Annotated in this window: 20 protein-coding genes and 1 tRNA gene; 11 read left to right on the forward strand and 10 right to left on the reverse strand. The window is 39.9% G+C overall.

Annotation, left to right across the window (positions count from 1 at the left end):
* Positions 1-381: 381 nt before the first annotated feature.
* Positions 382-1164, reverse strand: coding sequence for a biotin--[acetyl-CoA-carboxylase] ligase (locus HUW48_RS06645; RefSeq protein ID WP_246343742.1), 783 nt, complete (start codon positions 1162-1164; stop codon positions 382-384).
* 15 nt (positions 1165-1179) lie between these two features.
* Between HUW48_RS06645 and rsfS the strand changes: the two genes are divergently transcribed.
* Genes rsfS through HUW48_RS06670 form a run of 5 tightly spaced genes read left to right on the forward strand, consistent with a single transcriptional unit; the run spans position 1180 to position 6047 of the window.
* Positions 1180-1569 carry a ribosome silencing factor gene (rsfS, locus tag HUW48_RS06650; RefSeq protein ID WP_182414934.1) on the forward strand — a complete coding sequence of 130 codons (390 nt, stop codon included), beginning with the start codon at positions 1180-1182 and terminating at the stop codon, positions 1567-1569.
* Positions 1570-1629: 60 nt separating this feature from the next.
* Positions 1630-3777, forward strand: a complete 2148-nt coding sequence (gene ftsH / locus HUW48_RS06655) for an ATP-dependent zinc metalloprotease FtsH (protein WP_182414935.1) — start codon at positions 1630-1632, stop codon at positions 3775-3777.
* 30 nt (positions 3778-3807) lie between these two features.
* Positions 3808-4458: a LutC/YkgG family protein gene (locus tag HUW48_RS06660; RefSeq protein ID WP_182414936.1), complete on the forward strand. Its 651-nt coding sequence runs from the start codon at positions 3808-3810 to the stop codon at positions 4456-4458.
* Complete coding sequence (locus tag HUW48_RS06665; protein ID WP_182414937.1) at positions 4442-5233, forward strand: UDP-2,3-diacylglucosamine diphosphatase; 792 nt, start codon at positions 4442-4444, stop codon at positions 5231-5233. Before HUW48_RS06660 ends, HUW48_RS06665 begins: the two co-directional genes overlap by 17 nt.
* Positions 5202-6047 carry a hypothetical protein gene (locus tag HUW48_RS06670; RefSeq protein ID WP_182414938.1) on the forward strand — a complete coding sequence of 282 codons (846 nt, stop codon included), beginning with the start codon at positions 5202-5204 and terminating at the stop codon, positions 6045-6047. The genes HUW48_RS06665 and HUW48_RS06670 overlap by 32 nt, the downstream gene beginning before the upstream one ends.
* A 273-nt stretch (positions 6048-6320) precedes the next feature.
* Here HUW48_RS06670 and HUW48_RS06675 read toward each other — a convergent pair whose 3' ends face one another.
* Together HUW48_RS06675 and HUW48_RS06680 are read right to left on the reverse strand one after the other, a co-directional pair.
* Positions 6321-6593, reverse strand: a complete 273-nt coding sequence (locus HUW48_RS06675; protein ID WP_182414939.1) for a GNAT family N-acetyltransferase — start codon at positions 6591-6593, stop codon at positions 6321-6323.
* Positions 6594-6701: 108 nt separating this feature from the next.
* The gene (locus HUW48_RS06680; RefSeq protein WP_182414940.1) at positions 6702-7568 is read right to left on the reverse strand and encodes a sugar phosphate isomerase/epimerase family protein; all 867 of its coding nucleotides are present in this window, start codon (positions 7566-7568) and stop codon (positions 6702-6704) included.
* Positions 7569-8049: 481 nt separating this feature from the next.
* Between HUW48_RS06680 and HUW48_RS06685 the strand changes: the two genes are divergently transcribed.
* Entirely contained in the window at positions 8050-11472 is a 3423-nt protein-coding gene (locus HUW48_RS06685; protein WP_182414941.1) for a HEAT repeat domain-containing protein, read from the forward strand.
* A gap of 97 nt (positions 11473-11569) precedes the next feature.
* On the opposite strand, the gene HUW48_RS06690 is transcribed toward HUW48_RS06685, so the two are convergent.
* Positions 11570-12004, reverse strand: a complete 435-nt coding sequence (locus tag HUW48_RS06690; protein WP_246343744.1) for a PRC-barrel domain-containing protein — start codon at positions 12002-12004, stop codon at positions 11570-11572.
* Positions 12005-12412: 408 nt separating this feature from the next.
* Here HUW48_RS06690 and HUW48_RS06695 point away from each other — a divergent pair, with 408 nt between their 5' ends.
* On the forward strand, positions 12413-13453 hold the full coding sequence (locus tag HUW48_RS06695; protein WP_182414942.1) for a glycoside hydrolase family 53 protein: 1041 nt from the start codon (positions 12413-12415) through the stop codon (positions 13451-13453).
* A 226-nt stretch (positions 13454-13679) separates the two neighbouring features.
* On the opposite strand, the gene HUW48_RS06700 is transcribed toward HUW48_RS06695, so the two are convergent.
* From HUW48_RS06700 to HUW48_RS06710, 3 genes are all read right to left on the reverse strand, one after another.
* Positions 13680-13754 (reverse strand) — tRNA-Glu (locus tag HUW48_RS06700).
* A gap of 140 nt (positions 13755-13894) precedes the next feature.
* Positions 13895-15526 carry an amidase gene (locus HUW48_RS06705; RefSeq protein WP_182414943.1) on the reverse strand — a complete coding sequence of 544 codons (1632 nt, stop codon included), beginning with the start codon at positions 15524-15526 and terminating at the stop codon, positions 13895-13897.
* Between the two features lie 383 nt (positions 15527-15909).
* Entirely contained in the window at positions 15910-17010 is a 1101-nt protein-coding gene (locus tag HUW48_RS06710) for a BamA/TamA family outer membrane protein (protein ID WP_182414944.1), read from the reverse strand.
* Positions 17011-17927: 917 nt separating this feature from the next.
* Here HUW48_RS06710 and HUW48_RS06715 point away from each other — a divergent pair.
* The 4 genes from HUW48_RS06715 to HUW48_RS06730 all read left to right on the forward strand — a co-directional run bounded on the left by HUW48_RS06715 (position 17928) and on the right by HUW48_RS06730 (position 20961).
* The gene (locus HUW48_RS06715; RefSeq protein WP_182414945.1) at positions 17928-18359 is read left to right on the forward strand and encodes a nuclear transport factor 2 family protein; all 432 of its coding nucleotides are present in this window, start codon (positions 17928-17930) and stop codon (positions 18357-18359) included.
* A gap of 620 nt (positions 18360-18979) precedes the next feature.
* Positions 18980-19510 (forward strand): hypothetical protein, encoded by a 531-nt coding sequence (locus HUW48_RS06720; protein ID WP_182414946.1) that lies wholly within the window; start codon positions 18980-18982, stop codon positions 19508-19510.
* Positions 19511-19610: 100 nt separating this feature from the next.
* On the forward strand, positions 19611-20102 hold the full coding sequence (locus tag HUW48_RS06725) for a hypothetical protein (protein WP_182414947.1): 492 nt from the start codon (positions 19611-19613) through the stop codon (positions 20100-20102).
* 148 nt (positions 20103-20250) lie between these two features.
* Positions 20251-20961 (forward strand): hypothetical protein, encoded by a 711-nt coding sequence (locus HUW48_RS06730; protein WP_182414948.1) that lies wholly within the window; start codon positions 20251-20253, stop codon positions 20959-20961.
* Between the two features lie 137 nt (positions 20962-21098).
* Here the strand turns inward: HUW48_RS06730 and HUW48_RS06735 are convergent, their stop codons facing one another.
* The 3 genes from HUW48_RS06735 to HUW48_RS06745 all read right to left on the reverse strand — a co-directional run bounded on the left by HUW48_RS06735 (position 21099) and on the right by HUW48_RS06745 (position 24261).
* Positions 21099-22655 carry a protein adenylyltransferase SelO gene (locus HUW48_RS06735; protein WP_182414949.1) on the reverse strand — a complete coding sequence of 519 codons (1557 nt, stop codon included), beginning with the start codon at positions 22653-22655 and terminating at the stop codon, positions 21099-21101.
* Between the two features lie 447 nt (positions 22656-23102).
* Complete coding sequence (locus tag HUW48_RS06740; RefSeq protein ID WP_182414950.1) at positions 23103-23486, reverse strand: DUF3037 domain-containing protein; 384 nt, start codon at positions 23484-23486, stop codon at positions 23103-23105.
* Positions 23464-24261 carry a HipA family kinase gene (locus HUW48_RS06745; RefSeq protein WP_182414951.1) on the reverse strand — a complete coding sequence of 266 codons (798 nt, stop codon included), beginning with the start codon at positions 24259-24261 and terminating at the stop codon, positions 23464-23466. Before HUW48_RS06745 ends, HUW48_RS06740 begins: the two co-directional genes overlap by 23 nt.
* Between the last annotated feature and the right edge of the window lie 57 nt (positions 24262-24318).

The raw sequence follows: 24318 nt of genomic DNA on the forward strand, positions 1-24318 counted from the left end.
ATTTAACTTTTCGTATCTGCTTTAAATCTGAAAAAACAAATGTACAGTTTATGGAAAAAAATACAAATGTTTTTACCGCTACTTCGGACAGAATTACCGAATGTAACTTTTTTAAAGAACTATTTTACTTAATACAAGGATTATGCCTGAATAAGCACTTGCATTCATAACCTTAATTAGGCTAATTTACCTCAAAGATAGCAATATTAAGTTTAATGTAAATAATTATTTTATAAGTAATTACGAATTTAATCAATCATTTAAATAGGTACAATACAAATAAAGTATTAGAAATGTTTAATTTTTTAATATATAGGCAGTTTCTTAAATCTATTCTTAATAAATGCCTAAGTTTATGAATATTTTACATTAAACTAGCATTTACAAAAAAGCTATTTCCTTGAAATTAAAATAACGTAAATCTTTATTTATTTGCACTGCTAAGCGTCCTACCGGGTCAATTCCTACTATTTGTCCTTCCACTATTTGTTCGTCAATCTTAAAATTATGCAAGGATTGGTAACGATAAAGCACTTGTAAATACGCAAACTTTATTTTTTCTAACTGATTGCGCTTTAATTCTAAATACCCTTTCTCAATTTGCTCTAATAATTTTTCAATTAGTAAAACTAAATTAAATTCTCTGTGGCAGAGGTTAGCTAAGGAGGTAGCTTGCGGGGAATTGAATATTTTCTGATTTACGTTTAAACCAATTCCTACTACCGAATGTTGTAAATTAACGCCGCTAATACTGTTTTGAATTAATACACCTGCTAATTTTTTATTTCCCGCAACAATATCGTTTGGCCATTTAACTTGGATAATATTAGGGGCCACATTGTGCAACATATCCAGAATAGCAAGCGACACGCTCATGGTTAAATAAAATTGTTGCTGGGTAGTTAAAAAATTGGGCTTTAAAATTAGGGATAAAGTGATATTTTTGTCCGGCTCGGCTTCCCAGGTGTTTCCGCGTTGTCCTTGGCCGGCTGTTTGATAGTCGGTAATTACGACACAACCTTCAATGGCTTCATTTTTGAGAAGCATTTCGTAAGCTACCGTGTTAGTGGAGGCGCAACTTGGTAGATAAATTAGTTGTTTACCAATAAATAAGGTTTTAGGTAGGTAGGTAGGCAAAATATTTTTGTATAATTGATAGCTCAAAAGTAAAAATATAAAATGATAAAAAAGAGAATTAAGGAAGAGTCAGACATATTGACAGAAGTTATAATTAAAGGCATGCAAGAAAAGAAAGCTTCTGACATAGTTGTGATTGACCTTAAATCAATGAAAAACGCCGTTTCTGATTATTTTGTAATTAGTTCGGCTAATTCCGACACCCAATTAGATGCTGTTGCCCGTTCGGTTGAAGAAGAAGTTTTTAAAGCTCTTCAGCAAAATCCTTGGCAGAGTGAAGGCAGAATCAATAAAGAGTGGATTCTTTTAGATTACGTGGATGTAGTAGTTCATATTTTTCTGAAAGAAAAACGCGAATTTTATGCGCTGGAAGAACTCTGGGGCGATGCTCCAATCCGTTATGTGGAAACGGAAGCTGTAAAAGTTGTTTAATCACAATCAGAACATTTGCCGTAAACAAATGTTCTTTATTTACTTGTAATTTTAAAATTCATGGCTGAAAAGAATTCTAATAAGAAAAAGAAAATAAACATACCCAATAACCCACCGCGCCCTACTATGCAGATGTGGGTTTTGGCTGCTTTAGTGTTTTTGATATTTGGTATTGCTTATTTCAACCGCAGTAATTCAACTATTGCTATTAACCAGCAACGCTTCGAAGAAATGATGTTGAGTCGTGATGTGAAAAGCTTAATAATGGTTAACGGACGCTTGGTGGAAGTATCGTTAAAAGAAGAAGCATTACAAAACGACAAATATAGACAAGAACTGACTGGTCGCGGGGCTTTTGCTTTGGAACAAGGTCCGCAGTATCACTTGCCTATTATTTCCCCGGAAGTATTTAAAGAAGATTTTGATAAAATTCAGGAAAATATTCCGAAAGAAGAGCGTATTGGTTTTGAAATTGAAAACCGTACCGGTTTTACCGATATGTTCGTGAACTGGGGCTTTATTATAATTTTATTATTTGGTTTCTGGTTCTTAATGCGTCGGGTAACTAATGGTGCCGGTGGAGGACAAATTTTTAATATTGGTAAATCGCGGGCCGCTTTATTCGATGCCGAAAACAAGGTTAAAGTTACCTTTAAAGACGTGGCTGGTCTGGAAGAAGCCAAAGAAGAAATTCAGGAAATTGTAGAGTTCTTAAAGAATCCGGCCAAATTTACTGTTTTGGGTGGTAAAATTCCGAAAGGTGCTTTGTTGGTTGGCCCTCCGGGTACTGGTAAAACTTTGTTAGCCAAGGCAGTTGCCGGCGAAGCAGATGTTCCCTTCTTCTCCCTTTCTGGTTCTGACTTTGTGGAAATGTTCGTGGGGGTAGGTGCTGCCCGGGTACGGGATTTGTTTAAGCAAGCAAAAGCAAAAGCTCCTTGTATTATATTTATTGATGAGATTGATGCAATTGGTCGCTCGCGGAGCCGGGGACAAGTACCCGGTGGAAATGATGAACGGGAAAACACTTTGAACTCCTTACTGGTAGAAATGGATGGTTTTGGTACTGATTCCGGCGTTATTATTTTAGCCGCTACCAACCGCCCCGATACCTTAGACTCAGCTTTATTACGTCCAGGTCGTTTCGACCGTCAGATTAGTATTGATAAACCCGATATCATTGGTCGTACCGAAATTTTCCGGGTGCATTTAACACCTTTAGCTTTATCTGAAGACGTAGATCCAAAGAAATTAGCTGCTCAAACTCCTGGTTTTGCTGGTGCCGAAATTGCTAACGTGTGTAACGAAGCTGCCTTAATTGCAGCTCGCCGCGATAAGAAAAAAGTAGAATTACAAGACTTTAACGATGCCATTGACCGGGTAATTGGTGGTTTAGAAAAGAAAAACAAAATCATTTCGCCGGAAGAGAAAAAGATTGTTGCTTATCACGAAGCGGGCCACGCGATTGCCGGTTGGTTCCTGGAACACTGCGATCCATTAGTAAAAGTTAGTATTGTACCTCGTGGTATTGCCGCTTTGGGTTATGCGCAATATTTACCTAAAGAACAGTTTTTGTATACTACCGAACAGTTAATCGACGAAATGTGCATGGCCTTAGGAGGCCGGGCCGCAGAAGAGTTAGTTTTTGGTAAAATTTCAACAGGTGCCCTGAGCGATTTGGAGCGTATTACTAAAATGGCTTACAGCATTGTGACCATGTACGGTATGAATGAAAAAATTGGTAACGTATCGTTTTACGATTCCAAACAATCAGATTACTCGTTCAACAAACCCTATTCCGATGCTACTGCTCAAACCATCGATGATGAGGTTCGGCGTATTATTACAGATGCCTATAACCGCACCAAAGAATTACTTACCAGCAAAATGAATGAGTTGGAAGTGGTTGCGCAGGAGCTATTAGCAAAAGAAATACTTTTCCAAACTGATTTAGAGCGGTTAGTAGGTAAACGGCCTTTTGCTGGTTTAACTACTTTACAGGCGCACATGTCGGGTACGGATCGTAGCCAAACTTTAAGTGAGGTAGAGCAGCAGGTTGCTGCCCATTTACACGATAATGGTAGCCAAAACGGTCAGTCTTCTGAAAATAATAATACGGCTACTTCCGAGAATGGCTCCGAAGCGAAAAAGCAGGAGGAACCAGAACGCGAAGGTGCTTCGCCAGGACAGACGTATTCTTTTGATTCTTAATAAACCTTTTATTTTATTTCGGTAGTTGGCATGTACGAAGCTCGATCCAGAGATATTGTTTTACGGAAAGTACGCGAGGCGCTGGCGAAGTCAGCGCCCGTTGTACCTCCTACTCCTGATTTTAGTGCTGATTTGTATCTGCCGGTTGAAGATGATTTATCGGTTACTTTTGCTACGAACTTTCTAAAAAACAGCGGTACCTTTATTTATTGCGAGTCAGAAGAAGATTTCTATGATCAATTGTTTGCCTACAAGCAAGAAAAAGATATTCAGCATTTATACGTTTGGGAACAGGAATGGCAAACCAAGTTATATGCAGCCGGCATTCATTATCTCGAAGATGAAACTAATTTTGTAAAACAAGGAGAGGCTGGATTAACTACTTGCGAGTCCTTAATTGCTCGAACCGGGAGTATTTTTGTGAGTGGCGCTAACGAAAGTGGTCGTCGTTTAAGTATTTACCCCGAAAAACATTTAGTAGTTGCTAAAATGACTCAATTGGTGCCCGATATTAAAGACGGACTGCAATTATTTAAACAAAAATACGGCAGCAAAATACCTTCTATGATTTCGTTGGTTAGTGGCCCCAGTAGAACTGCCGATATCGAAAAAACACTAGTAATGGGTGCGCATGGCCCGCGCGAACTGGTTCTTTTCCTGATTGATGATATCGCCCATTAAGCAATTACCTTCCGGAAAAAAAATATACTTTGCCTCTGATTTTCACTTAGGCGTACCAGATGCTGCCAGCAGTTTAGCCCGCGAGAAAAAAATTGTCCGTTGGCTCGATCAAATAAAAACCGATGCGGAACTTATTATTCTAGTAGGTGATATCTTTGATTTCTGGTTTGAATATAAACATGCCATTCCCCGAGGTTTTATTCGATTGCAAGGCAAACTTGCAGAACTTACAGATAGCGGGATAGCCGTTTACTTTTTTACGGGTAACCACGATATGTGGATGTTTGATTATTTTACGAAAGAGTTAAATATACCTATCATCCGTAAGCCTATATCTACGCAATTTGGAGATAAAACTTTTTATATCGGCCATGGCGATGGATTAGGCCCAAAAGATTTTACGTATAAAGTACTTAAACGCATTTTTGCTAATAAAGCTTGCCAGTGGTTATTTGCCCGGGTTCATCCAAATTTGGGTATTGGCCTGGCAGCACAATGGTCACGACGTAGTCGTATTAGCAATACCGTAAAAGACGAAGTGTTTAAAGGCGAAAAGGAGTGGTTAATTACTTATTGTCGGGAAATGGAACAACATACGCACCACGACTTTTACGTTTTTGGGCACCGGCATCTTCCGTTGGATTTAGCGATAAACAACCAGGCCCGATACGTAAATTTAGGTGAATGGGTAAATTTTTATTCTTATGCCGAGTTTGACGGTCATCAACTCATCTTAAAGTACTTTGAAAAGGAAGAAAAACTTAAGAGTTTATAAGGGGTTAATTAGTTTAGGCTTATGGCTAGCTTTGGTGGGTAGCTCTAAGGCTCAAATCATTGTTAATCAACGCAATCCTATAATTGACAAAGTTTCTTTTTCGGGGGTAGTTTCCATAGACCGCCAGGATAATATTTATCTAACTGACCAAAAAAATAATCTTCATAAATACGACGCTTCCGGCAAATTTATCTCTACTTTTTCGCCACCAGTTTTAGGGCATATTGCTTCTCTTGAAGCCTGGAATACAGCCAAAATTTTTCTTTTCTACGACGATCAACAGAGCATAACTTTTCTCGACCGTTTTCTGGCTCCTTTTAGTACCGTTCGTTTAGGGGATCAGGTAGATGGCATAATTAAAGCTGCTTCTCTGGCCTCCGATAATAAAATTTGGGCTTTTAACGAAAGCAATTTTAGCTTACACAAAATTGATCTGCAATTTCCGGAAGCTACCCGCACCATTCCTTTAGATTTAATCCTTCCTAAGCAACAGTATGATTTTCGTTTTTTGCGTGAATATCAGAATAAAGTATTTTTACTCGATAAGCTTTCCGGAATTTACGTGTTCGATAATTTAGGAACCTATCAGAAAAGATTACCTTTTTCTGGCCTTAATTATGTGGGGTTTCGGGGAGATGAACTTTACTATTTAGCCAACAACCAGGTCCATTTTTTTCATTTATATACTTTACAAGAACGAACGGTTGATTTACCTACCTCTCAGAATACTACTACCATTAAGCAAGTAATACTAGGAGATGCTAATATGTATGTAATTAATGATTCGGCACTAACCATTTTGCCCTTAAAGTAATTTTATTAAATTAATGGTTAAAATTTGTTTAGTTGTGGATCTGGGTACTTTGAAATATAAGTTTTAACCTGCCTATATTAATCCACAGAACTACTAAAGGTTTTAAAATATCGCCTTCATTTATTGAGTTTGAAATAGCAAAGAAGGCAACAAGAGTTTTACTTCATCGAGTTAACGCAAGTTGGTTATTGAGAACAGATACAATTAAAGTTTATTACTTTTTTAGATTTTTATCTTCGTAAAGTTCACAGCTATTCTACTATTTAGTAACCATCAAATAACAATATCCTGGTATTCAGGATGGCGTTTTACGTAAGCCTCCACTACTGGGCAGGATGGAATAACCTGTAAATTGTTCTCCTGGGCAAAGTCCAGCGCTGCTTTCACAAGTTGGTCGGCTATACCTTTATTTCGCGCCGGCTCTGGAACAAAGGTATAATCTATGTCCATTACTGTTTCCTCGGGATAGCTATAGGTAAGTTCCGCTTCTTCACTGGCTATTTCCGCGTAAAACCGAAAATCGTCCGGATCATGAATAATATCCATATTTTTATTTTGGTTATAAAGGTTGTACGAAGAAAGTTTGAAGAAAGAACGAGCTACTTAAAAGTTTTATAGTTGTTGAGAGGTGGTTTTACTACTCTAAAATAATTTTCACTTTTTTTCGCTGTAAACTTCTCTTAGTTGCTTTGTTAAATATTGATGCGCCACGGGTATTTCTTGGCTAGGATTGTTTCCCTTGGCTTCTATCACAATCGGGCCTTTGTATTTAATTTGTTTTAGAGCCCGAAAATAAGGCCGGAAATCTTCGCCCACTACCCCGGGCAGAGTTCTTTTTTCTTTTTCGGCAATTTCCACGTGGGCAATGAGTTTACCGGCATCTATGATATGTTGCGGCGGTTCATTTTCTTTCAGCATGTGGTAAATGTCCGCATTCAGTTTAAAGTTCGGGTGATTTACTTTACTAACTATTTCGGCCGCTTCTTGCACTGTATTCAGAAAATTAGTTTCCGTACTGTTCAGGCTTTCAATGGCAATTAAAAGATTATACTTTTTTGCAAGCAGCGCCATTTCTTTGCACAATTTTATAAAATCCGCTTTGGCAGTTTCGTTATCATAACCATCAGGTAACCTTCTTGAGCCCCCACTTCCCAAAACAATAACCGGTACATTCGCTATTTTTGCCCGGGCAAAAACCTGATCTACGTAATTTAAAACTTTCTGCTCGTCCACTTCTGGTCCGGCTATTTTTAAACTCCCCGGAAAAAGCACATTACATAAATACAATTTGGTTTTTGCTTTCTTAATTGTTTTTAAATTTTCTTGAAATTGTTCTTCGGTTAAGGTAGGAGCCAGCATTTTGCCCACTGTTTCGCCAATTAAATTAAAACCGGAAGCATACACCAGACTATCCCGTTCTATAGATTCTACAATGCCCAATTGCGGTATTTTCTGAGCTATGCTGTTAAAACCAAAACCTAAACTTAATAAGAAAGAGAAGCAAAAAATAAAAGCGCGCATACCAGTGGACTTTGGTTATAGTTGTGAAAAGTCTTTAAATATATCGGGTTTGGAAAAGATTTACCGGATTTTTTAAAAAATACTTTAATGATCCCGATTTACTATTATTAATTAAGTTCCCCCTTCTCTGCCGCGAGCGTCTTCGCTCATGGCTAAGCATGTAGTAGACCTCTGCCCGGGCGAACAGTTTTCCTTTACTAAATAATGATCAGATTAAAGTTCTAGAGACCAGAAGCCGGATATTAGAAATCACGAGCGAGTACCCACGCGATAGAAGCTTTGTTGGTCTTTCGTTTACTACTAGAATACTTATGGTTCATTTCTTCAAACATCTGTTCACTAAATTCTTGGTTTATTTAATCTGGCTGAGTACTTTCAGGATGCTTAAGCGGAAAGTGTCAAGCTCAGGCTTTTTATAGAAGCTTTATTAAAAAAATGCTTTTCCGTTAACAGCTAACTTAGTTTTCATTTTTAAAAATTCATGAAAAACAATTTCACACCTTTCTCTAAAAAAAAGAAACTTTTCTGGGTTTCGGCCTTAGCGCCGGCCTTGTTCCTGGCAGGCTTTAAAGATGACCCTAATAACGGTCGAATCAAAAAAATGGACCCCAACGAGGCAGCAGCCTTAGCTAAATCCATTGAGGCGGTAGTTACGCCGGAATTGGCGCCTGGCCTAACGCTTAAATTATGGGGCGTAGACTCACTTGTGGCGGACCCAATTGCTATTGACCTAGATGACAAGGGACGTTTGTATTACACCCGCACCAATCGGCAAAAAAACTCAGAATTTGATATCCGGGCACACCAGGATTGGGAAATTGAATCTACTAAGTTACAAACCGTAGAAGATAGGCGTGCTTTTTTACGGAAGGTATTATCGCCGGAAAATAGCCAGAAAAATACCTGGTTAAAGGATGTAAACAACGATGGATCCCACGATTGGCGCGATTTAACCGTTGAAAAAGAACAGGTTTACCGTTTAGAAGATACAAATAACGACGGAGTGGCCGACCTATCAAAATTGGTTGTAGACGATTTTCACGAGGAAATTACGGATGTTGCCGGCGGCGTTATGGCTTATGGCGATGATGTGTATTTAGCGGTAGCTCCCGATTTATGGCGCTTAAAAGATAAAAACGGCGATGGCATTGCCGACGAGAAAACATCTATTTCGCATGGTTACGGGGTGCACGTTGGTTTCAGTGGCCACGGGTTATCGGGCATTGAAATGGGACCTGATGGTAAAATTTACTGGCAAATCGGGGATATAGGTTTTAACGGTAAAGGACCGGACGGGCAAAAATGGGAACACCCGAATAGTGGGGTAGTAGTGCGCGCCAACCCGGATGGCAGCGATTTTGAGGTGTTTGCTCATGGTGTTAGAAATACCCACGAATTTGTTTTCGATGAATATGGTAACCTAATTAGTGAGGATAATGATGGGGATCATCCCGGCGAAAAAGAACGCCTGGTGTATATTGTAAACGGTTCGGATACGGGCTGGCGTAGCAACTGGCAATACGGTAAATACCGCGATCCCGATAATAATACTTATAAAGTATGGATGGATGAGCAGATGTACAAGCCCAGGTTCGAAGGACAGGCTGCTTACATTACACCTACCATTGCGAATTACGTAAGTGGTCCATCGGGTATGCGTTATAATCCGGGCACGGCTCTAAGCCCTGAATATAAAAATAACTTTTTTATTGCCGAATTTGTGGGTAACCCGGCCCGCTCTGGTATTCATGCTTTTAAATTAAAACCGAAAGGCGCTACGTTTGAACTGGGCGAAGAGAAAAAAATACTCGGTAATATTTTAGCAACCGGTATTGAATTTGGTCCGGACGGTGCGTTGTACGTAGCCGATTGGATTAACGGATGGGATACGAAAAACTACGGCCGTATCTGGAAACTGGATGATAAAAACGGAGCTTCTTCTGCGGAGCGGCAATTAACTAAAAAATTATTAGGTGAAGATTTTAGCCCACGTAACGAAAATGATTTAGGCGAATTGCTGAAAAACCCAGACATGCGGGTTCGGCAAAAAGCCCAGTTTGAATTAGTAAAACGTGGTGAAAAAGGCAGTAAAATCTTACAAAAATATATTAAACAAACAAATAACCAGCTGGCCCGGGTACACGGTATTTGGGGTATCAGCCAGTTAGCCCGCCAAAACAAACAATATGGCCGTTTATTACTGCCTCTGTTAAAAGATAAAGATCCGGAAATTCGGGCACAGGCCGCTAAGTGGTTAGGAGATGTACGTTACGCTGAAGCCGGTAAAGCTCTTATTCCGGTTTTAAAAGATAACAATAGTCGGGCGCGTTTCTTTGCCGCTGAGGCTTTAGGACGTATTGCTTACCAATCTGCCGTACAGCCTTTAATTGATTTACTAATTGCGAATAATGACCAAGATGCATATATCCGTCACGCGGGTAGTCTGGCTTTGGCCCGCATTGGCAAAGCTGATCCGGTAGTAGCCTTGGCCAATCATTCATCCCGAGGAGTTCGCATTGCGGCAGTAGTAGCTTTGCGCCGGATGAGCCATCCTGGTATTGCGAATTTCCTGAAAGATCAGGATGAATTTGTGGTAACGGAAGCCGCCCGGGCCATTAATGATGATCTTTCTATTAAAGACGCTTTACCGGCGCTGGGAAATGTATTGGCTACAACTCGCTTTACTAACGAAGCGCTTATCCGTCGGGCTATCAATGCCAATTTACGGGTAGGCACTCCGGAAGCCATGCAAAATTTAATTAGCTACGCTCAGAAAGAGGGCAACCCGGTTGCTATGCGGGCGGAAGCGATGGATGCACTTAGCACCTGGGCCAAGCCTTCGGTTCTGGATCGGGTAGATGGCCGGTATCGGGGTGAAGTGAAAAGAGATCTGGCAACGGTAAAATCAAAAGCTGGTGACTTTTACATTAAAATGTTAAACAATCCTGATAAATCTATCCGGATGAGTGCAGTAAAAGCTATTAGTAAAATGAAAATGGACCAAGGTTCGGCGGCTTTATTTGCTCGTTTGAAGGAAGATAAAGAAGCCAGCATCCGGGTAGAAGCTTTACGTGCCCTAGCCGATTTACAGGATAAACAAATAAGTAAAGCTATTGAACAAGCACTGGCCGACCAGGAAAAAACCGTTCGGGTAGCGGCTCTTGATTTGTTAGGTAAAACCAATATGCCAAGTGAACAAATGGTATCTATGCTTTCAGATGTGATTAACACCCGCACCATCGAAGAAAAGCAAGCAGCTTTATTAACCTTGGGTAAATTACCGGTTAAAAATTCCCAAAAAGTATTCGATCAGCTATTAAACAAAATGGCTGCCGGAATTTTAGCTCCCGAAATTCAGTTAGAATTAGAAGAAGCGATTGATAGTACCCGCTCCCAAGCATTAATTGCCCGGCATAAAGCGGTAACATCTAAACTATCGCCGGATGCTTTAGCAGCTTCTTTTAAAGGTAGCTTAATTGGCGGAGACCCAAATCAGGGGCAAAGAATTTTCTTCCGCCACCAAACGGCTCAGTGTATCCGTTGCCATTCTTATAGTGATTTAGGCGGCGATGCCGGACCAAGGTTAAATGGGGTAGCCAGCCGTCTTTCGCGCGAACAATTGCTGGAAGCAGTGATTAATCCAAGCGCCCGTTTAGCTCCTGGTTTTGGTACGGTAACCTTAACGCTAAAAAATGGAAAAACCGTAAGCGGAATTCTGCAAGGCGAAACCAATAACACGGTTGCAGTAAAAGTTGGTGATCAGCCAGATGCTACTATTCAAAAAGATCAAATTGCCAAGCGGGTTAATTCTCCGTCCAGTATGCCCGAAATGCGGTATCTTTTAACCAAACGGGAAATACGTGATGTGGTAAGTTTCTTGTCTACGATGAAAGAAGTGGAATAAAAACTGAAAATTAAATTTAAACAAAAAGCCTCTTTGTTAATGCAGAGAGGCTTTTTGTTTAAATTTTAATGGATTATGATGAGTTCCTAATAGCGTATTAGGTTAAAGCAGTTCCAGTACTTGGACCCATAAAATTACCCCAATAGGTACCCGCTCCTTCATAGTATTCGTGACTGTTAGTGCCCGGCCAGTGATCCTTGTCAAAACCAGGTGCCTGCTCTAATTGTTCTTTGTTCGTATTTAAAATAAATTTTTGATCGGCCGGGTCGAGTTTTAAAGCTTTAAAAGGAATGGCAAACAATTTTTCGTTAATTCCTAAAAAGCCTCCTACTTCCATTATCACGTAACTAATAGTACCCTGGTGAACATCCAGCATGAGATCTTTGATCTTGCCTAAATTTTCGCCTTGAGTATTATCTACATCATCTCCTATAATAGAAGTGGCGGTTAAAATTTTAACGGGCCAGTTAGCATTGCTCCCTTCCTGGTTCTGACCGGTAAGATTATCTTTCATTAATTCGTTCTCGTTCATGGTTCTTTACTTTAGATAGTTGAATACCAGTTTAGTTTCAAAATTTTATACGATATTTTTTTATTTTCATTCATCTTAAACTGAGTGTTTTATACTAATACCCTTTCTATTTTATGCCTCCCAGATGGTAATCAGCCTTTTTGTGGTTCTTTTGATTAGTGCCTTGGCTATGCACAACTTCCTCAAATGCTGTAGTAACAGGTATTTTTTAACATTACTTTGCACAAATACCAAAATCTAAAAAAGTTAAAATAAATAAATTAGTAATTTTTATAACCAATTGTGTTGCGTAGGGTAAATGCCTTTTTTTTGCTTGTATTTAGTAAATAGAAAAAAGAAAAATAAACTACTATAGTATTCTGAATAGCTATTTGCTCGTACTTTTTAATTCGTTTAATCGGGTAATAAATGAAAAAACATAAAATCTTACTTTTCTGGAGTCTTTTCTTATTAGTTCTGTTAGCCGGATGCAGCCCTATACTATCTAATAAAGAAAATAAGTTTGTCAAAGGAGCTGATATTGGCTGGTTACAACAAATGGAAGCAACAGGATTTAAGTTCTATGATGATAAGGGTGTAGAACAGGATTGTTTCAAAATCTTAACAGATCATGGGATCAATACTATTCGTCTGAGAACCTGGGTGAACCCCTCCGCAGACAAGATTAATGGCCATAACCGCAAAGAGGAAATGGTAGCAATGGCAGTAAGAGCTCAAAAATGGGGCATGCGGGTAATGATTAATTTTCATTATAGCGACACTTGGGCAGATCCCGGACACCAAATTAAGCCTGCAGCTTGGGAGGGCCACGATTTTCCGCATTTGCTGCAAGATGTTTATAATTATACGTATGAGGTAATGAGTGCCCTGAAGAAAGCTGGGATAAAGCCGGAATGGGTACAGGTTGGTAACGAAACGTCGGGCGGTATGATCTATCCGGAAGGAAGCGTATCGAATTGGCCTCAGTTGGCCCAACTTATTAATAAAGGGTACGATGCAATTAAAGCTGTAAGCCCTAGTTCCAAAGTTATACTCCATTTAGATCAGGGAAATAATAACAAGCGCTTCAGGAATTGGTTCGATAATGCGAAGGTTCACGGTGCTAAATTCGATGTAATCGGGTTGTCTTATTATACTTACTGGCTGCCGGGAAATCCGGATTATACTTTTTCCATTGATGATCTGGGAAATAATATGAATGATATGGTGGCCAGGTACGGCAAAGAAGTAATGGTGGTAGAAGTTGGTGGAGAAGATACCAAACCCCAAAATACGTACGACATGTTAGTAGCCGTTCAACAAAAAGTAAAAGCGGTTCTGGAGGGAAAAGGGTTGGGCGTAATTTACTGGGAACCACAAGGTGCCAGAAGTTGGAGCAAGTATCCCCTAAGCGCTTGGGGAGACGATGGCAAGCCTAGCCAAGCCATGGATGCATTTCTTGTAAAATAGCTAGCTTTATGATATTTGCCAATTTTAACCTTAATACCTGGTTTTCAGGTTTATACTTTATAGAAAAGCGCTTGAGTACTAAAGGAAAAATTACTTTCTTTCAAAAAGTCAATTCTTGCAAGCGGGGGAGAAATAAAAATAGTAAATTTTTTACCTAACAAGATAGGGTAATTTCAAGTGTCGAACCAAAATAAAAAAGCCTCTCTGTTTAGGCAGAGAGGCTTTTTGGTAGCCCGTAGGGGAATCGAACCCCTGTTACCAGAATGAAAATCTGGTGTCCTAACCCCTAGACGAACGGGCCGTTCTTTTTGGTGGTGCAAATGTAGAATAACGGTTTAATTATTCAAAACTTCTCCGGTAAATTTTTACGTTTTGTACCACCAAAAAATCCAGAAATTAGTTAATTATATAAGAATCAAAGAAATAAATTTTTAATAATCTTTAAACCGGATTCGTAGATTTCTTAAAAGTAGGAATTACCCGGGCTTTAGAAGCTTGTTCGTAAGCAAAAGCTAGTTTTATTAGTTCGGGTTCGGTATAAGCTGAACCAAAAAAAGACAAGCCAATAGGTAGGCCGTCTACAAAGCCCATGGGCACAGTAACGTGCGGAAATCCCGAAATTGCCGCTGGCGAAGACAAGCTATATCCTGTGTTATAATCGCCGTTTACTAAATCAATGCACCACGACGGACCATAAGTAGGCCCGGAAATAGCCTGCAGATTATTTTTCTCCATTACAGATTGAATTACATGGCGGGCAGTAGTCAAATTTTTAGTGACGGTCTCTTTGTAATCTTTACTTGTTAAATCTCCTAAAGCTTCAGAGCTTTCCAGCGTTTCTTGTTTAAAGTAAGGCATGGCTTTCGCTTCGTTCTGCTTGTTAAAAGCAATTAAATCTTTTAATGATTTCACCGGTCCTTTTGTTTGAGCCAAATACTTATTTAAGCCATCTTTAAACTCGTACTGCAGTACTTTGTATTCATCATTGCCCAACTCCCGCATTTTGCTTAGTATTTCCACCTCTACTATAGTAGCACCTTTACTTTTAAGTACTTCTATGGCTTTTTTTAGTAAGGCAGTTACATCTTCGTGGCCCGTTAAATAAGATTTTTCTATCCCAATGCGCTTGCCTTGTAATCCGTTCGCATCCAGGTAGGGCGTGTAATCCTTCAAGGCTTTGCCCGTACTTTCTTGGGTGACTGCATCGGCGGAGTCAGTTCCGGTTAGTACACCTAGTAAAATAGCCGCATCGCGTACTGTCCGGGCAATAGGACCCGCCGTGTCTTGCGTTTTAGAGATAGGAATAATGCCCGAACGGCTTACCAGCCCAACAGTAGGTTTAATACCCACAGCACTATTAATGGCAGCCGGACACACAATAGAACCATCCGTTTCGGTACCTACCGCCACGGCGCATAAATTAGCCGCTACCGCAACTCCTGATCCAGAACTCGAACCACAGGGGCTACGATCCAGCACGTATGGGTTTTTGGTTTGCCCACCCCGGCTGCTCCAGCCACTCGCCGAACGCGTAGACCGGAAATTTGCCCATTCACTTAAATTGGTTTTACCCAGTATTACGGCGCCAGCCTCGCGCAAACGAGCAGCCACGAAAGCATCTTTTGCCGCGTGATTTTCGGCTAAAGCAATGGAACCTGCAGAAGTAGCCATTTTATCACCAGTATCAATATTATCTTTTATCAAAACTGGAATGCCGTGCAATGGCCCTCTGATTTTTCCGTTTTTTCGTTCCTGGTCTAAAGCATCAGCTACAGCTAAAGCGTCGGGGTTTACTTCAATTACAGATCTAAGATGTGGCCCGGCCTGGTCAATAGCTTTAATCCTGTCCAGGTATAGTTGCGTGATTGAGCGCGACGTGTAGGTACCATCCTGCATTTTCTGCTGTAAACCGGCAATCGTTACTTCATTTAACTCAAAGTCATCGGCTTCGGAATTAGTAGATTTTGTAGCTGATTTATTTTGGGTAGAACTTGATTGACAGGAACTAGCCAGAATTGTAGGTAAAATAAAACCAGCAAGTGAGGTATTTTTAATAAAAACTCTTCTGTTCATAAAATGTAATTTATGGGTAAGATAGTTTTTGGAAAAGTAATAAGAAAGAGCTGGAAAAAATTATTGTGAACTTGCTTTAATGCTACTGAAATATAAGGGTGAGCCTTTAAAAATTAGTAAGATTAATTTGAGTTTCTATTATCTAGAATACTTTTCAGGTAGTAATACCCTACGGGAAAGTGGTATTTATGGGGCTACAAATTAGGTCTTACTTCTATTCTAATAGTGCTCTGCTCAATCATAAACTCTTAATGGATACACCTATTTTCAATAAAATGAAAACGCAAAAGTAATTTCATAACAAATTTTGGGTAGTGGGATATATTTGATTCTGGGGTGAGGATAGCTTTTGGTTTTGCATTTTTGAATTAAGTAAACTAAAATTAAAACGCTTCGCCAATGTCAAAATACAATCCTCTGGCTTTATCGCTGCCTATAGCATAGTCGATCCGGATATTGAGGCGTTGTTTCCGGTTTAGCATTAACCGGAGCCCGGCACCAACACCTTGTTTTAGGCCACCAAAACTAAAATCGCCCCCGTTATTGCCCACCTGGCCAATTCCCCCAAACACCACATAGCCCACCCGCGAAAATACCTGCTGCCGGTATTCGCTTTGCAAAGCGAGTAATTGGCGATCGCGGAAACGTCCTTCGTAAAAGCCCCGCATGGTTCGGCCCCCGCCCAGTAAAGCCATTTCGCGGAAAGGAACTTGGCCGGTACTAAATTTCCCTACTCCCTGAATAGCTAATACCCGTTTATCAGAAAGCCGCATAAAACGTCGGATATCTAGAATAAAACGGGTGAAATTAAATTCGCTACCAATACTTTTGTGGTTTATAAAAGTGCCCGCTTCGGCGTACCAACCTTGAGTGGTATTTAAAGGATTATCGCGACTGTCGAATAAAAGGGCTGGCCCAAGGCCTGAGGTAATGCTCCCGTCTAGTTCGGCGAAATCCCGCTCCTGAATTTTGCTGGCGGGGTTCTTGAAACCAATGTTATTAATGCGGGTAAGCTGGTATTGCCCACCTACAAATAGGTAATTTCTTAATTTTTTAAGTACCCGGTTCTGAAACAAGAAGAGTTTATACGTTACCAGCGAAGAATCCTTTAGAGTATTAGAATTGCCGATGCCGTAATAAAGAATGGGCCAATCGTAATAATTGGCTGCTCCCGTAATATTGTAGCGCTCATGGTTGGTGTAAATAGTATAAGTAAGCTGAACCGAAGCTTGTTTTTTCTGTGTATAGTAAGCGAGCAATTGGCCGTTAGAACTGCGGGTAAGGCTATCGGAACCGAAATTATAGACCGGTACCACCAAACCGCCGTAGCCAATGCCCGTTTCTGGAGTAGAGAACAAGGCTGGAAAAGGGGTAAGACTTAGTTTTTTAGTTTTTGGCTGCCTCGTCGAATCAGTCTCTATTGTTGCAAAACAGTTTGCTACAAATAAAACTACAAAAAAGAAAACAAAGTAAAATTTTTTCATTCTAAGGCTAATGAATAAAGTATAAGCAGGAAATCTGTTTTGAATCTTATATTTAAAAAATTGTATTGTATAATTTAATTTGGCCAAGCAGGTAAAGTACCATCAGGAAATTTACTTTTGAATATAAAAAATAATAAATCAAAACAATAGAGGATTAAGATAAATACTACTTTCTCCAGGTTTAACATATTTAGATTAATAAATAGCTTAATAAACTAAATAAAATTCAATGCAAAAAGCTCATTTTTAATTATTTATGATTACATTCAAAGAACTGCAAGGTGCATACAGGTAAGTTAAATAATTATGAATGATTGTACTTACTTTTTTAGTAATTGTGCTAAAACCTTACAGATTAAATGGAAGAAGCTGCTTTTAACAGATTGCGTATTCAGTTAATCGAAGTGTTTTCATTTACTAAGCCTTCTAACCAAAATAGCACCTGTGATCGGAAGGACTATGCAGCCGACAAAATCGGGAATAACCAAGTATTATTTAGGTAAGTAATTTAAGTGCTGAGGCATTTCTTTGCTGAAGGTAATTTGAACCAAATTTTGTTCTAAAAATAAGAGTAAGTCCGAAATATAATGCCCAAATCAGGAGGGCAGGTTTTGTGTGTGCCACTCTGGCTAACAGTAACAGGAAAGTAGGAGAGTGGCATGACTTCATTCACCTAACTGGTTATTATAACCAAGCCCATTTTATTACAGATTTTACTAAATTTATTCGCCGAAGCCCGTCTGTTTACGCGAAACACAATACAGATAAATAGCTAATATTTTTAAATAAAAATTCCTTAGTAGATTCTTTTTGCATCAGCAATAAAAATTGTAAAATGTCGCATTCTTACAATAGCTTTCTGGTGGTTGCCTTTACATTTAATATAAGAATTTTAGACACTAAACACTTGATATTTTATGGAAGCGCAAGAACTTACAAAACCAATTATTGAATCTGAAAGAGTAGGGCAGCTGCATGCATTAGCCCGCCAATATGTGCTCGAAGGCTTGGGAAATAAAAATTTTGATGCTATTCCTTATGCCAACGCAGTTTGCTTACGAGCACCACTCTGTCCGGGGGGTACTGCTAACCCAATTACCGGAAAAGAAAACCTACGGAATATTTGGTGGGCTCCATTACCCGATTTGCTGGGAGAAGTTAAAATGTTAGATTCTTTTGTGAATCAAGATTTGTCTGCTGTTTGTGTCGAGTTTCATTGTCAAATTTTGCTCAATCCACCAGTTGAGTTACGCGTTATGGACCGTTTTCAGGTAAATGCCGAAGGGAAAATCACAGATCAGGAAAATTTCTTTGATCCTAGGGACGTAACTAATCCTGGTTGGCGATAAATTATTTCTGGTATTTAGTTTTCAAAAATCAAGAGGACTAACCTTTATTTTCTAATATTAAGTTTTCAAAGTTTAAAATAGGAATAAACTAGCTTTTTAATCCAAAACTAAAACGCTTACCGAATTTACCCGAGGGAAACTATTTAATGGCTAGGGCTTTTGCATTTGGAAGGAGTGGTAATAGATCAAACTAGATGCCGATGGGGGAACGAACACCAAAATTAACTTTGGTATTGTGCAACCGATTAATCAATCAACGGCAATAGCGCGTAAATCAAGTAAAATACCAAGAAATAAAACACCAAACTTTACCTTTAAAGTATACATTAATCCTTATTCTGATATGCTTTCCATTTAACTTTTACCCGAGCAGCAAGGCCAACTTACAGTTACTTTGCAGGATGCTTTAGGAAGAACGCATTTCCAGGCTTAATCTAAAATAGCCAGTTCAACTTTCTTCCTGGATTTATCTGCAGTTGGATTGGAACCTGGCATTTACCTGCTCTCTGGTACTGGAGGAGATGGTTTCAGAATAGCAATAAGGCTGGTAAAAAGATAAACTAATTTACTAAACCTGGTATCTTTAATATCTGGAGTTTATGTTACAAAAAATCATTTTTATGATGGTGTTACTGAGTTGGTTTTCACCAATAGTTCTGGCCCAAGATGCCCTACCTACTAATACAGCTACCATCTACTCATCTCTTAAAGCCAGAAAGTTTAAAGTAGTATTGTTAAATAAAAAAGCTTTCTCCACAAAATCTCTGGATAGTTTAAAAGGAAATACCTTATACATTTACGGCAAGAATGGACCCGAGGAAGTATCGCTGGAAATAATAAAAGAGCTGCAAGTTGCTAAACGCCAAAGGCCCATAGCCAGAGGTTTAGGTTTGGGCGTGCTGATTGGCGCATCGACTGGGGCTTTGCTTGGCTTTGGTTCTTACCAGGAGCCCGAGCCCAATTCTTATTTTACTTTTGATTTAGGGCCCGGTGCATCGGCCGGTGCTGGTGCAGCTTTAGGAGCAGTTACCGGAATTGTAGGTGGAATTATTATTGGAGCCTCTTCTAACCGATACACGCATTACGATTTCTCCCAAAAATCACTCACAGAAAAATATGATTTAATGAGTCGCATTTTAGAAAAAAAGTAAATTTCTGTATAGCTTTAGATATATCCTTTCTTACATGTATGTTTTCATGAAAAAGCTATTCTTCTTCGTTTATTTCATTTTCGGGTTTTCGTTTTTAACTATGTCCCAGACCTATAAGGGAAATTGGCTGGTTGGTGGTACAGGAAACCTGCATCTCGGGACCAAGAATAAAGGTACTTTGTTAATGCTTTCCCCACGTTTTGGCGTATTTGCCGCTAATAATTTAGCTTTTGGAGCAATCCTACCCTTATCATTATATTCTTATTCAGGCTCTACCACCAGTAGTTTCGGTTTAAGTCCATTTGTGCGTGGGTATTTTGGTTCTATGCCCACCCAATTTTTTGTGGAAGGCCGCTTCGGGTACCAGCGCTATAATTATAATAGTGATACTGGCGATTTCAACGATTATGCAAATACTTTTACTTACGGCATAGGAATAGGAGTTACCCGTTTCGTTACCGAACAGGTAGGGCTGGAGCTACTGGTAACCTATGATGAATCAGGTAATAACGATGCTATTTTAAATACTTCGAACCTGACAGGAATAAACTTTAATGCTGGTTTTCAGATTTACCTTCCTTCGGCAAAATAGCCCTTTTAAGCTTTTTAGCTTCAGGTTATAAGCATATAGTAATTTTTCCTTCCAGATTATCTTAGGAGGAAGATGATTAGGAAGTAGGCTGGATGATATGCCCGATAGGCTGGTTTGTAGGTGATTAATACTTTAATAAAAAAGAAAAATGAAAATTCTAATCGCATTATTCCTTATCATTTTTCCCTGCATCCTGCAAGCGCAAACTAATTCTTCTTCCAGCTATTGGGGTATAACCCTTCACGGAGGACCTTTTGTGAGTGGCTTACCTAGCCATTTGGAGGAAAGAATGAAATCTCAAGGGTATCTACCCCATAGTGGAGGTTTGTTCGGTACAGGAGCGTCTATCCCTATGGCTAAACGAACTATTGTTATTCAGGTGGGGGTAGAAAGAAATTGGAATAAATTAGGATTAGTCAATTTACTATTTTCTACTTACTCCGGTAAATTGTCCGGAATTTCCAGCCAAAACGGAGATTTAAATCTAAACTATAAAATCAAAGCAATTAACTTTTTAGGGGGAATTCATCTGAATCATCGAACAATGAGATTGGCGATAGGACCTGCCTGGTATGCCATTAATGTAATCGGTGATCGGCCATTTGATACCCTGGTACCATTAAAAAAGAATTTTAATAAACTGGGATTCGCAGTTGAATCTGGTATTCGCTTTCCAAAAGAAGGTTTACTATTCGCTGATTTTAATGTCCAATACCAAAAGGTGGGTAAAATTGATATGGGTACTTATAGCTTTGAAGAAGTTGATGCATCCGGCCAATTACAAACTGTCAATTTTTCAGCTGGTGAAAAATCCTTTAACTATTTAGTTATAAACTTTGGATTAGGACTCCGCCTTTAATAACAATTAAAATAATAAATCTGAAATGTGGTTCCTGTTTCAAAAGCTGCTTTGGTTTATTCTAATCTGTTGTAAAAGGGAGAGCCTTCTGCTTAATCAACAGAAGGTTCCACTTACCGCTAGACACAATTACATTATTACGAACTGCAGGATAACATAGAGCAACCCGCTTTCTGGCTGGCCCATTCTGGTCTTTTAACTAGAAACTCATCAAATTTATTAGAATACGGTTCTTTCAGGGCGGCTTGTAACTTTTTAAATAGCTGATCCTGGCCTTGTTCTAGTTCTTCAATGGCTTGATGCAGTAAGTAATTACGTAAAATAAACCGCGGGTTATGGGCGCGCATGCGAGTCGCGGACTCTTTCCGACTAATAGAATTTACCTGTAAACGTTCAGTGTATTTTTTAATTAGGTTTATTAGCATTTCGCTTTTTTCTGCATCCGGTTCTGTATAAAAACTATTTGCAAAATAGGCTACTACTTCGGCCTCTTCCTTTGTATTTAATGGTAAATCAATAAGTAATTGGTAAAAAATGGTCATGTCTGGCTTAATGCGGGCCATAGTTTCTTCCCATTCGGTAATTAGTTCTTTGTCTTCAGGTTTTACTTCGCCCAGCCCTAGTTTATTACCCATCATGGCAAAGTATTTTTGATAGTATATGGGTTCATACGTTTCCAGGGCGGCTACTAATTGGTCTGTGTCCGGAAAAAGAGGAGCGAGTGCACTAGCCAGGCAGCCCAGGTTCCAGTAACCGATAGAAGGCTGCTTACCAAAGGCGTAGCGCCGGCCCGGTAAATCGGTGGTATTGGGCGTAAACCGTAAATCGTAGCTATCTACAAATGAAAACGGACCATAATCAATTGTTAAGCCCAGGATAGACATATTATCCGTATTCATAACGCCGTGCACAAAGCCTACTCGCTGCCACTCTACCATTAAGCTGGCAGTTCGGTCCACTATTTCTTTATACCAGTTAATCACTTTGTCCTCGCCGGTAATGTGCGGGTAAAACTTGGCTATGGTCCAATCAACTAGTAGGCGCAGGTTCTCTATTTCCTGACGGGCTGCCAATATTTCGAAATTACCAAAACGTAAAAAGCTGGGCGCTACCCGCATAACTATGGCTCCTTGCTCATACTGCGGATTGCCGTTGTAAAACATGTCGCGGAGAACTTTATCGCCGGTAGAGACCAGACTTAAGGCCCGGGTAGTAGGCACGCCCAGGTAATGCATGGCTTCGCTCATTAAGTATTCCCGCACCGAGGAACGCAAAACGGCTCGCCCATCAGCCCGGCGGGAGTATGGAGTAAGTCCGGCTCCTTTTAGCTGTAGTTCCCAGGTTTTACCGGAGGTAGTTTGCCATTCGCCGAGGGTAATGGCTCGACCATCGCCTAATTGGCCCGCCCAATTGCCAAATTGGTGACCAGCGTAACAAGCCGCATAGGGATACATGGTTTCGGTTACCCGGTTCCCTCCCAGGATATTTACATCTTCGTCGGTAGGTTTTTGAATTCCGAGTTCCTGGGCTAAATCATTGGACCAGGCGAGCAGTTTTGGCTCGCGAACAGCAGTTGGCTCCGCTTTACTGTACAACATTCCAGGGGTTTGGCGAGGCTTTAGGTTTCCGCTGTCATCGCCCGGAAAAGTTTTCACAAATTCGTTTTTATATAATTTAGTACTCAGACTTTCCATTAGTAGAATAATTTATTATGGAAGTGCCGGATTGCTATTCAGGCATTGGACACTTAATGGGTAAACAAAAATTTTACCTTAAAAATTAAATTTTGTTAAATTTCCCGCTACAAACTTTCTGCTTCACATTTTAAATTATTGTAAATGATGCCAGAAATAGGTAGCTGATTATTGATAAAAAGGAACAACCTAATGAATTAAAGAATAAGAAGGTTGGTGAGTTATTTTAGTAAGCTTACGTTTAAGAGCTTTCTTTAAAAAGTAAAAATAGAAGGCCTTATAAGATTGGTAATTAATCTGAAATGTACTACTAAGTCAATTTACTGAATATCCTGGTTGTCGAAAATTGGTAGCGTACATAACTTCCTCGGAATGCTTATTCAAGGTTATGAATAGAATTTATCCTGTTTCGAGGCGGAACCATTCTGGTGAAGCCATAAACTTGCATTACAATACCAATTGATTATGTAATTTGAGCAGGGTTTCCTGGGCGTTGACGCATAAGCCTGGGTGAACTTTTGAGGTTTGTACCACGGTGCTACGAGCGGCAGTGAGCCATCGAAAACGACCGGCAATAGGTAAATGCCCAATAACACCGCCCTGCGCCTTACCGGCACAAATCCGCTCGAAGGCATTTAAACGTTCATGCAATTCGTTTAAATCAATTTGGGCAGAAAAAGCCCTTAGCCGGTCTTCGTTTAGCTCAAATACAGTTTGCAAGAATCCTTGTGCCGGACAATAAAGAATAACGCCAACGTTCAAAAACTCTTCGCGTTCTACGCGGGGAACCACCCGGATAATGGCGTACTCAAATAAGTGCTTTTCTGGCATGTTGGGCTTCTTCCACAAAAAATTCTGAATGGGCAATCCGGGTATTTAAAAATTGGGCGTAAACCTGGCGATTTTCTTCGGCCGTTTCCATGAAGGACTCATTCGCGAGCCATTCGTCGGGAATAAACGATACAATCTCCTGAATGCGGTCAGGGCTCAAGATAGCTTTAAATTCCGCATCTACGGTAGTAAGCTCGGTAGCCTGGCGTAATAGTACGTGGTTTTTAATAGGAGCAAAAGGCCGCTGGCTTTGTTCTTCCCAATTTTGCCCGGAGTGGTGAAAGTAAAGCGCTGCCCCATGGTCAATGAGCCATAACTCTTTGTGCCAGATGAGCATATTGGTGTTCCGGGTGGTACGGTCTACGTTGGTAACTAAACAATCTAACCAAACTATTTGGGAAGCTAATTTGGCATCTACTTTATTTACCAGCGGGTCAAAGGTAATAGCACCGGTCAGGTAATGCAATCCTAAATTTAAGCCTTCGCTGGCACGTAACAAATCCTGAATTTCCTCATCCGGCTCGGAGCGGCCAAAAGCCTCATTTAGTTGTGCAAATACAATTTCGGGTACCCGCAAGCCAAGGGTTCGGGCAATTTCGCCAGCTACCAGTTCGGCAATTAAGGCTTTTACGCCTTGGCCGGCCCCTCTAAATTTAAGCACATACAAAAAATCGTCATCGGCTTCCACAATGGCCGGCAAGGAGCCGCCTTCGCGTAAAGGGGTAACATAACGAATTACCTCAACGGATCGGGGTAAAGAAGAGCTATTACTCATGCCTGCCTCATACGGTAAATATTCCGTCTTGTTTTTAATAATACAGAGTGCCGTAAT

The sequence above is a fragment of the Adhaeribacter radiodurans genome, assembly GCF_014075995.1.
Classification (GTDB): Bacteria; Bacteroidota; Bacteroidia; order Cytophagales; family Hymenobacteraceae; genus Adhaeribacter; species Adhaeribacter radiodurans.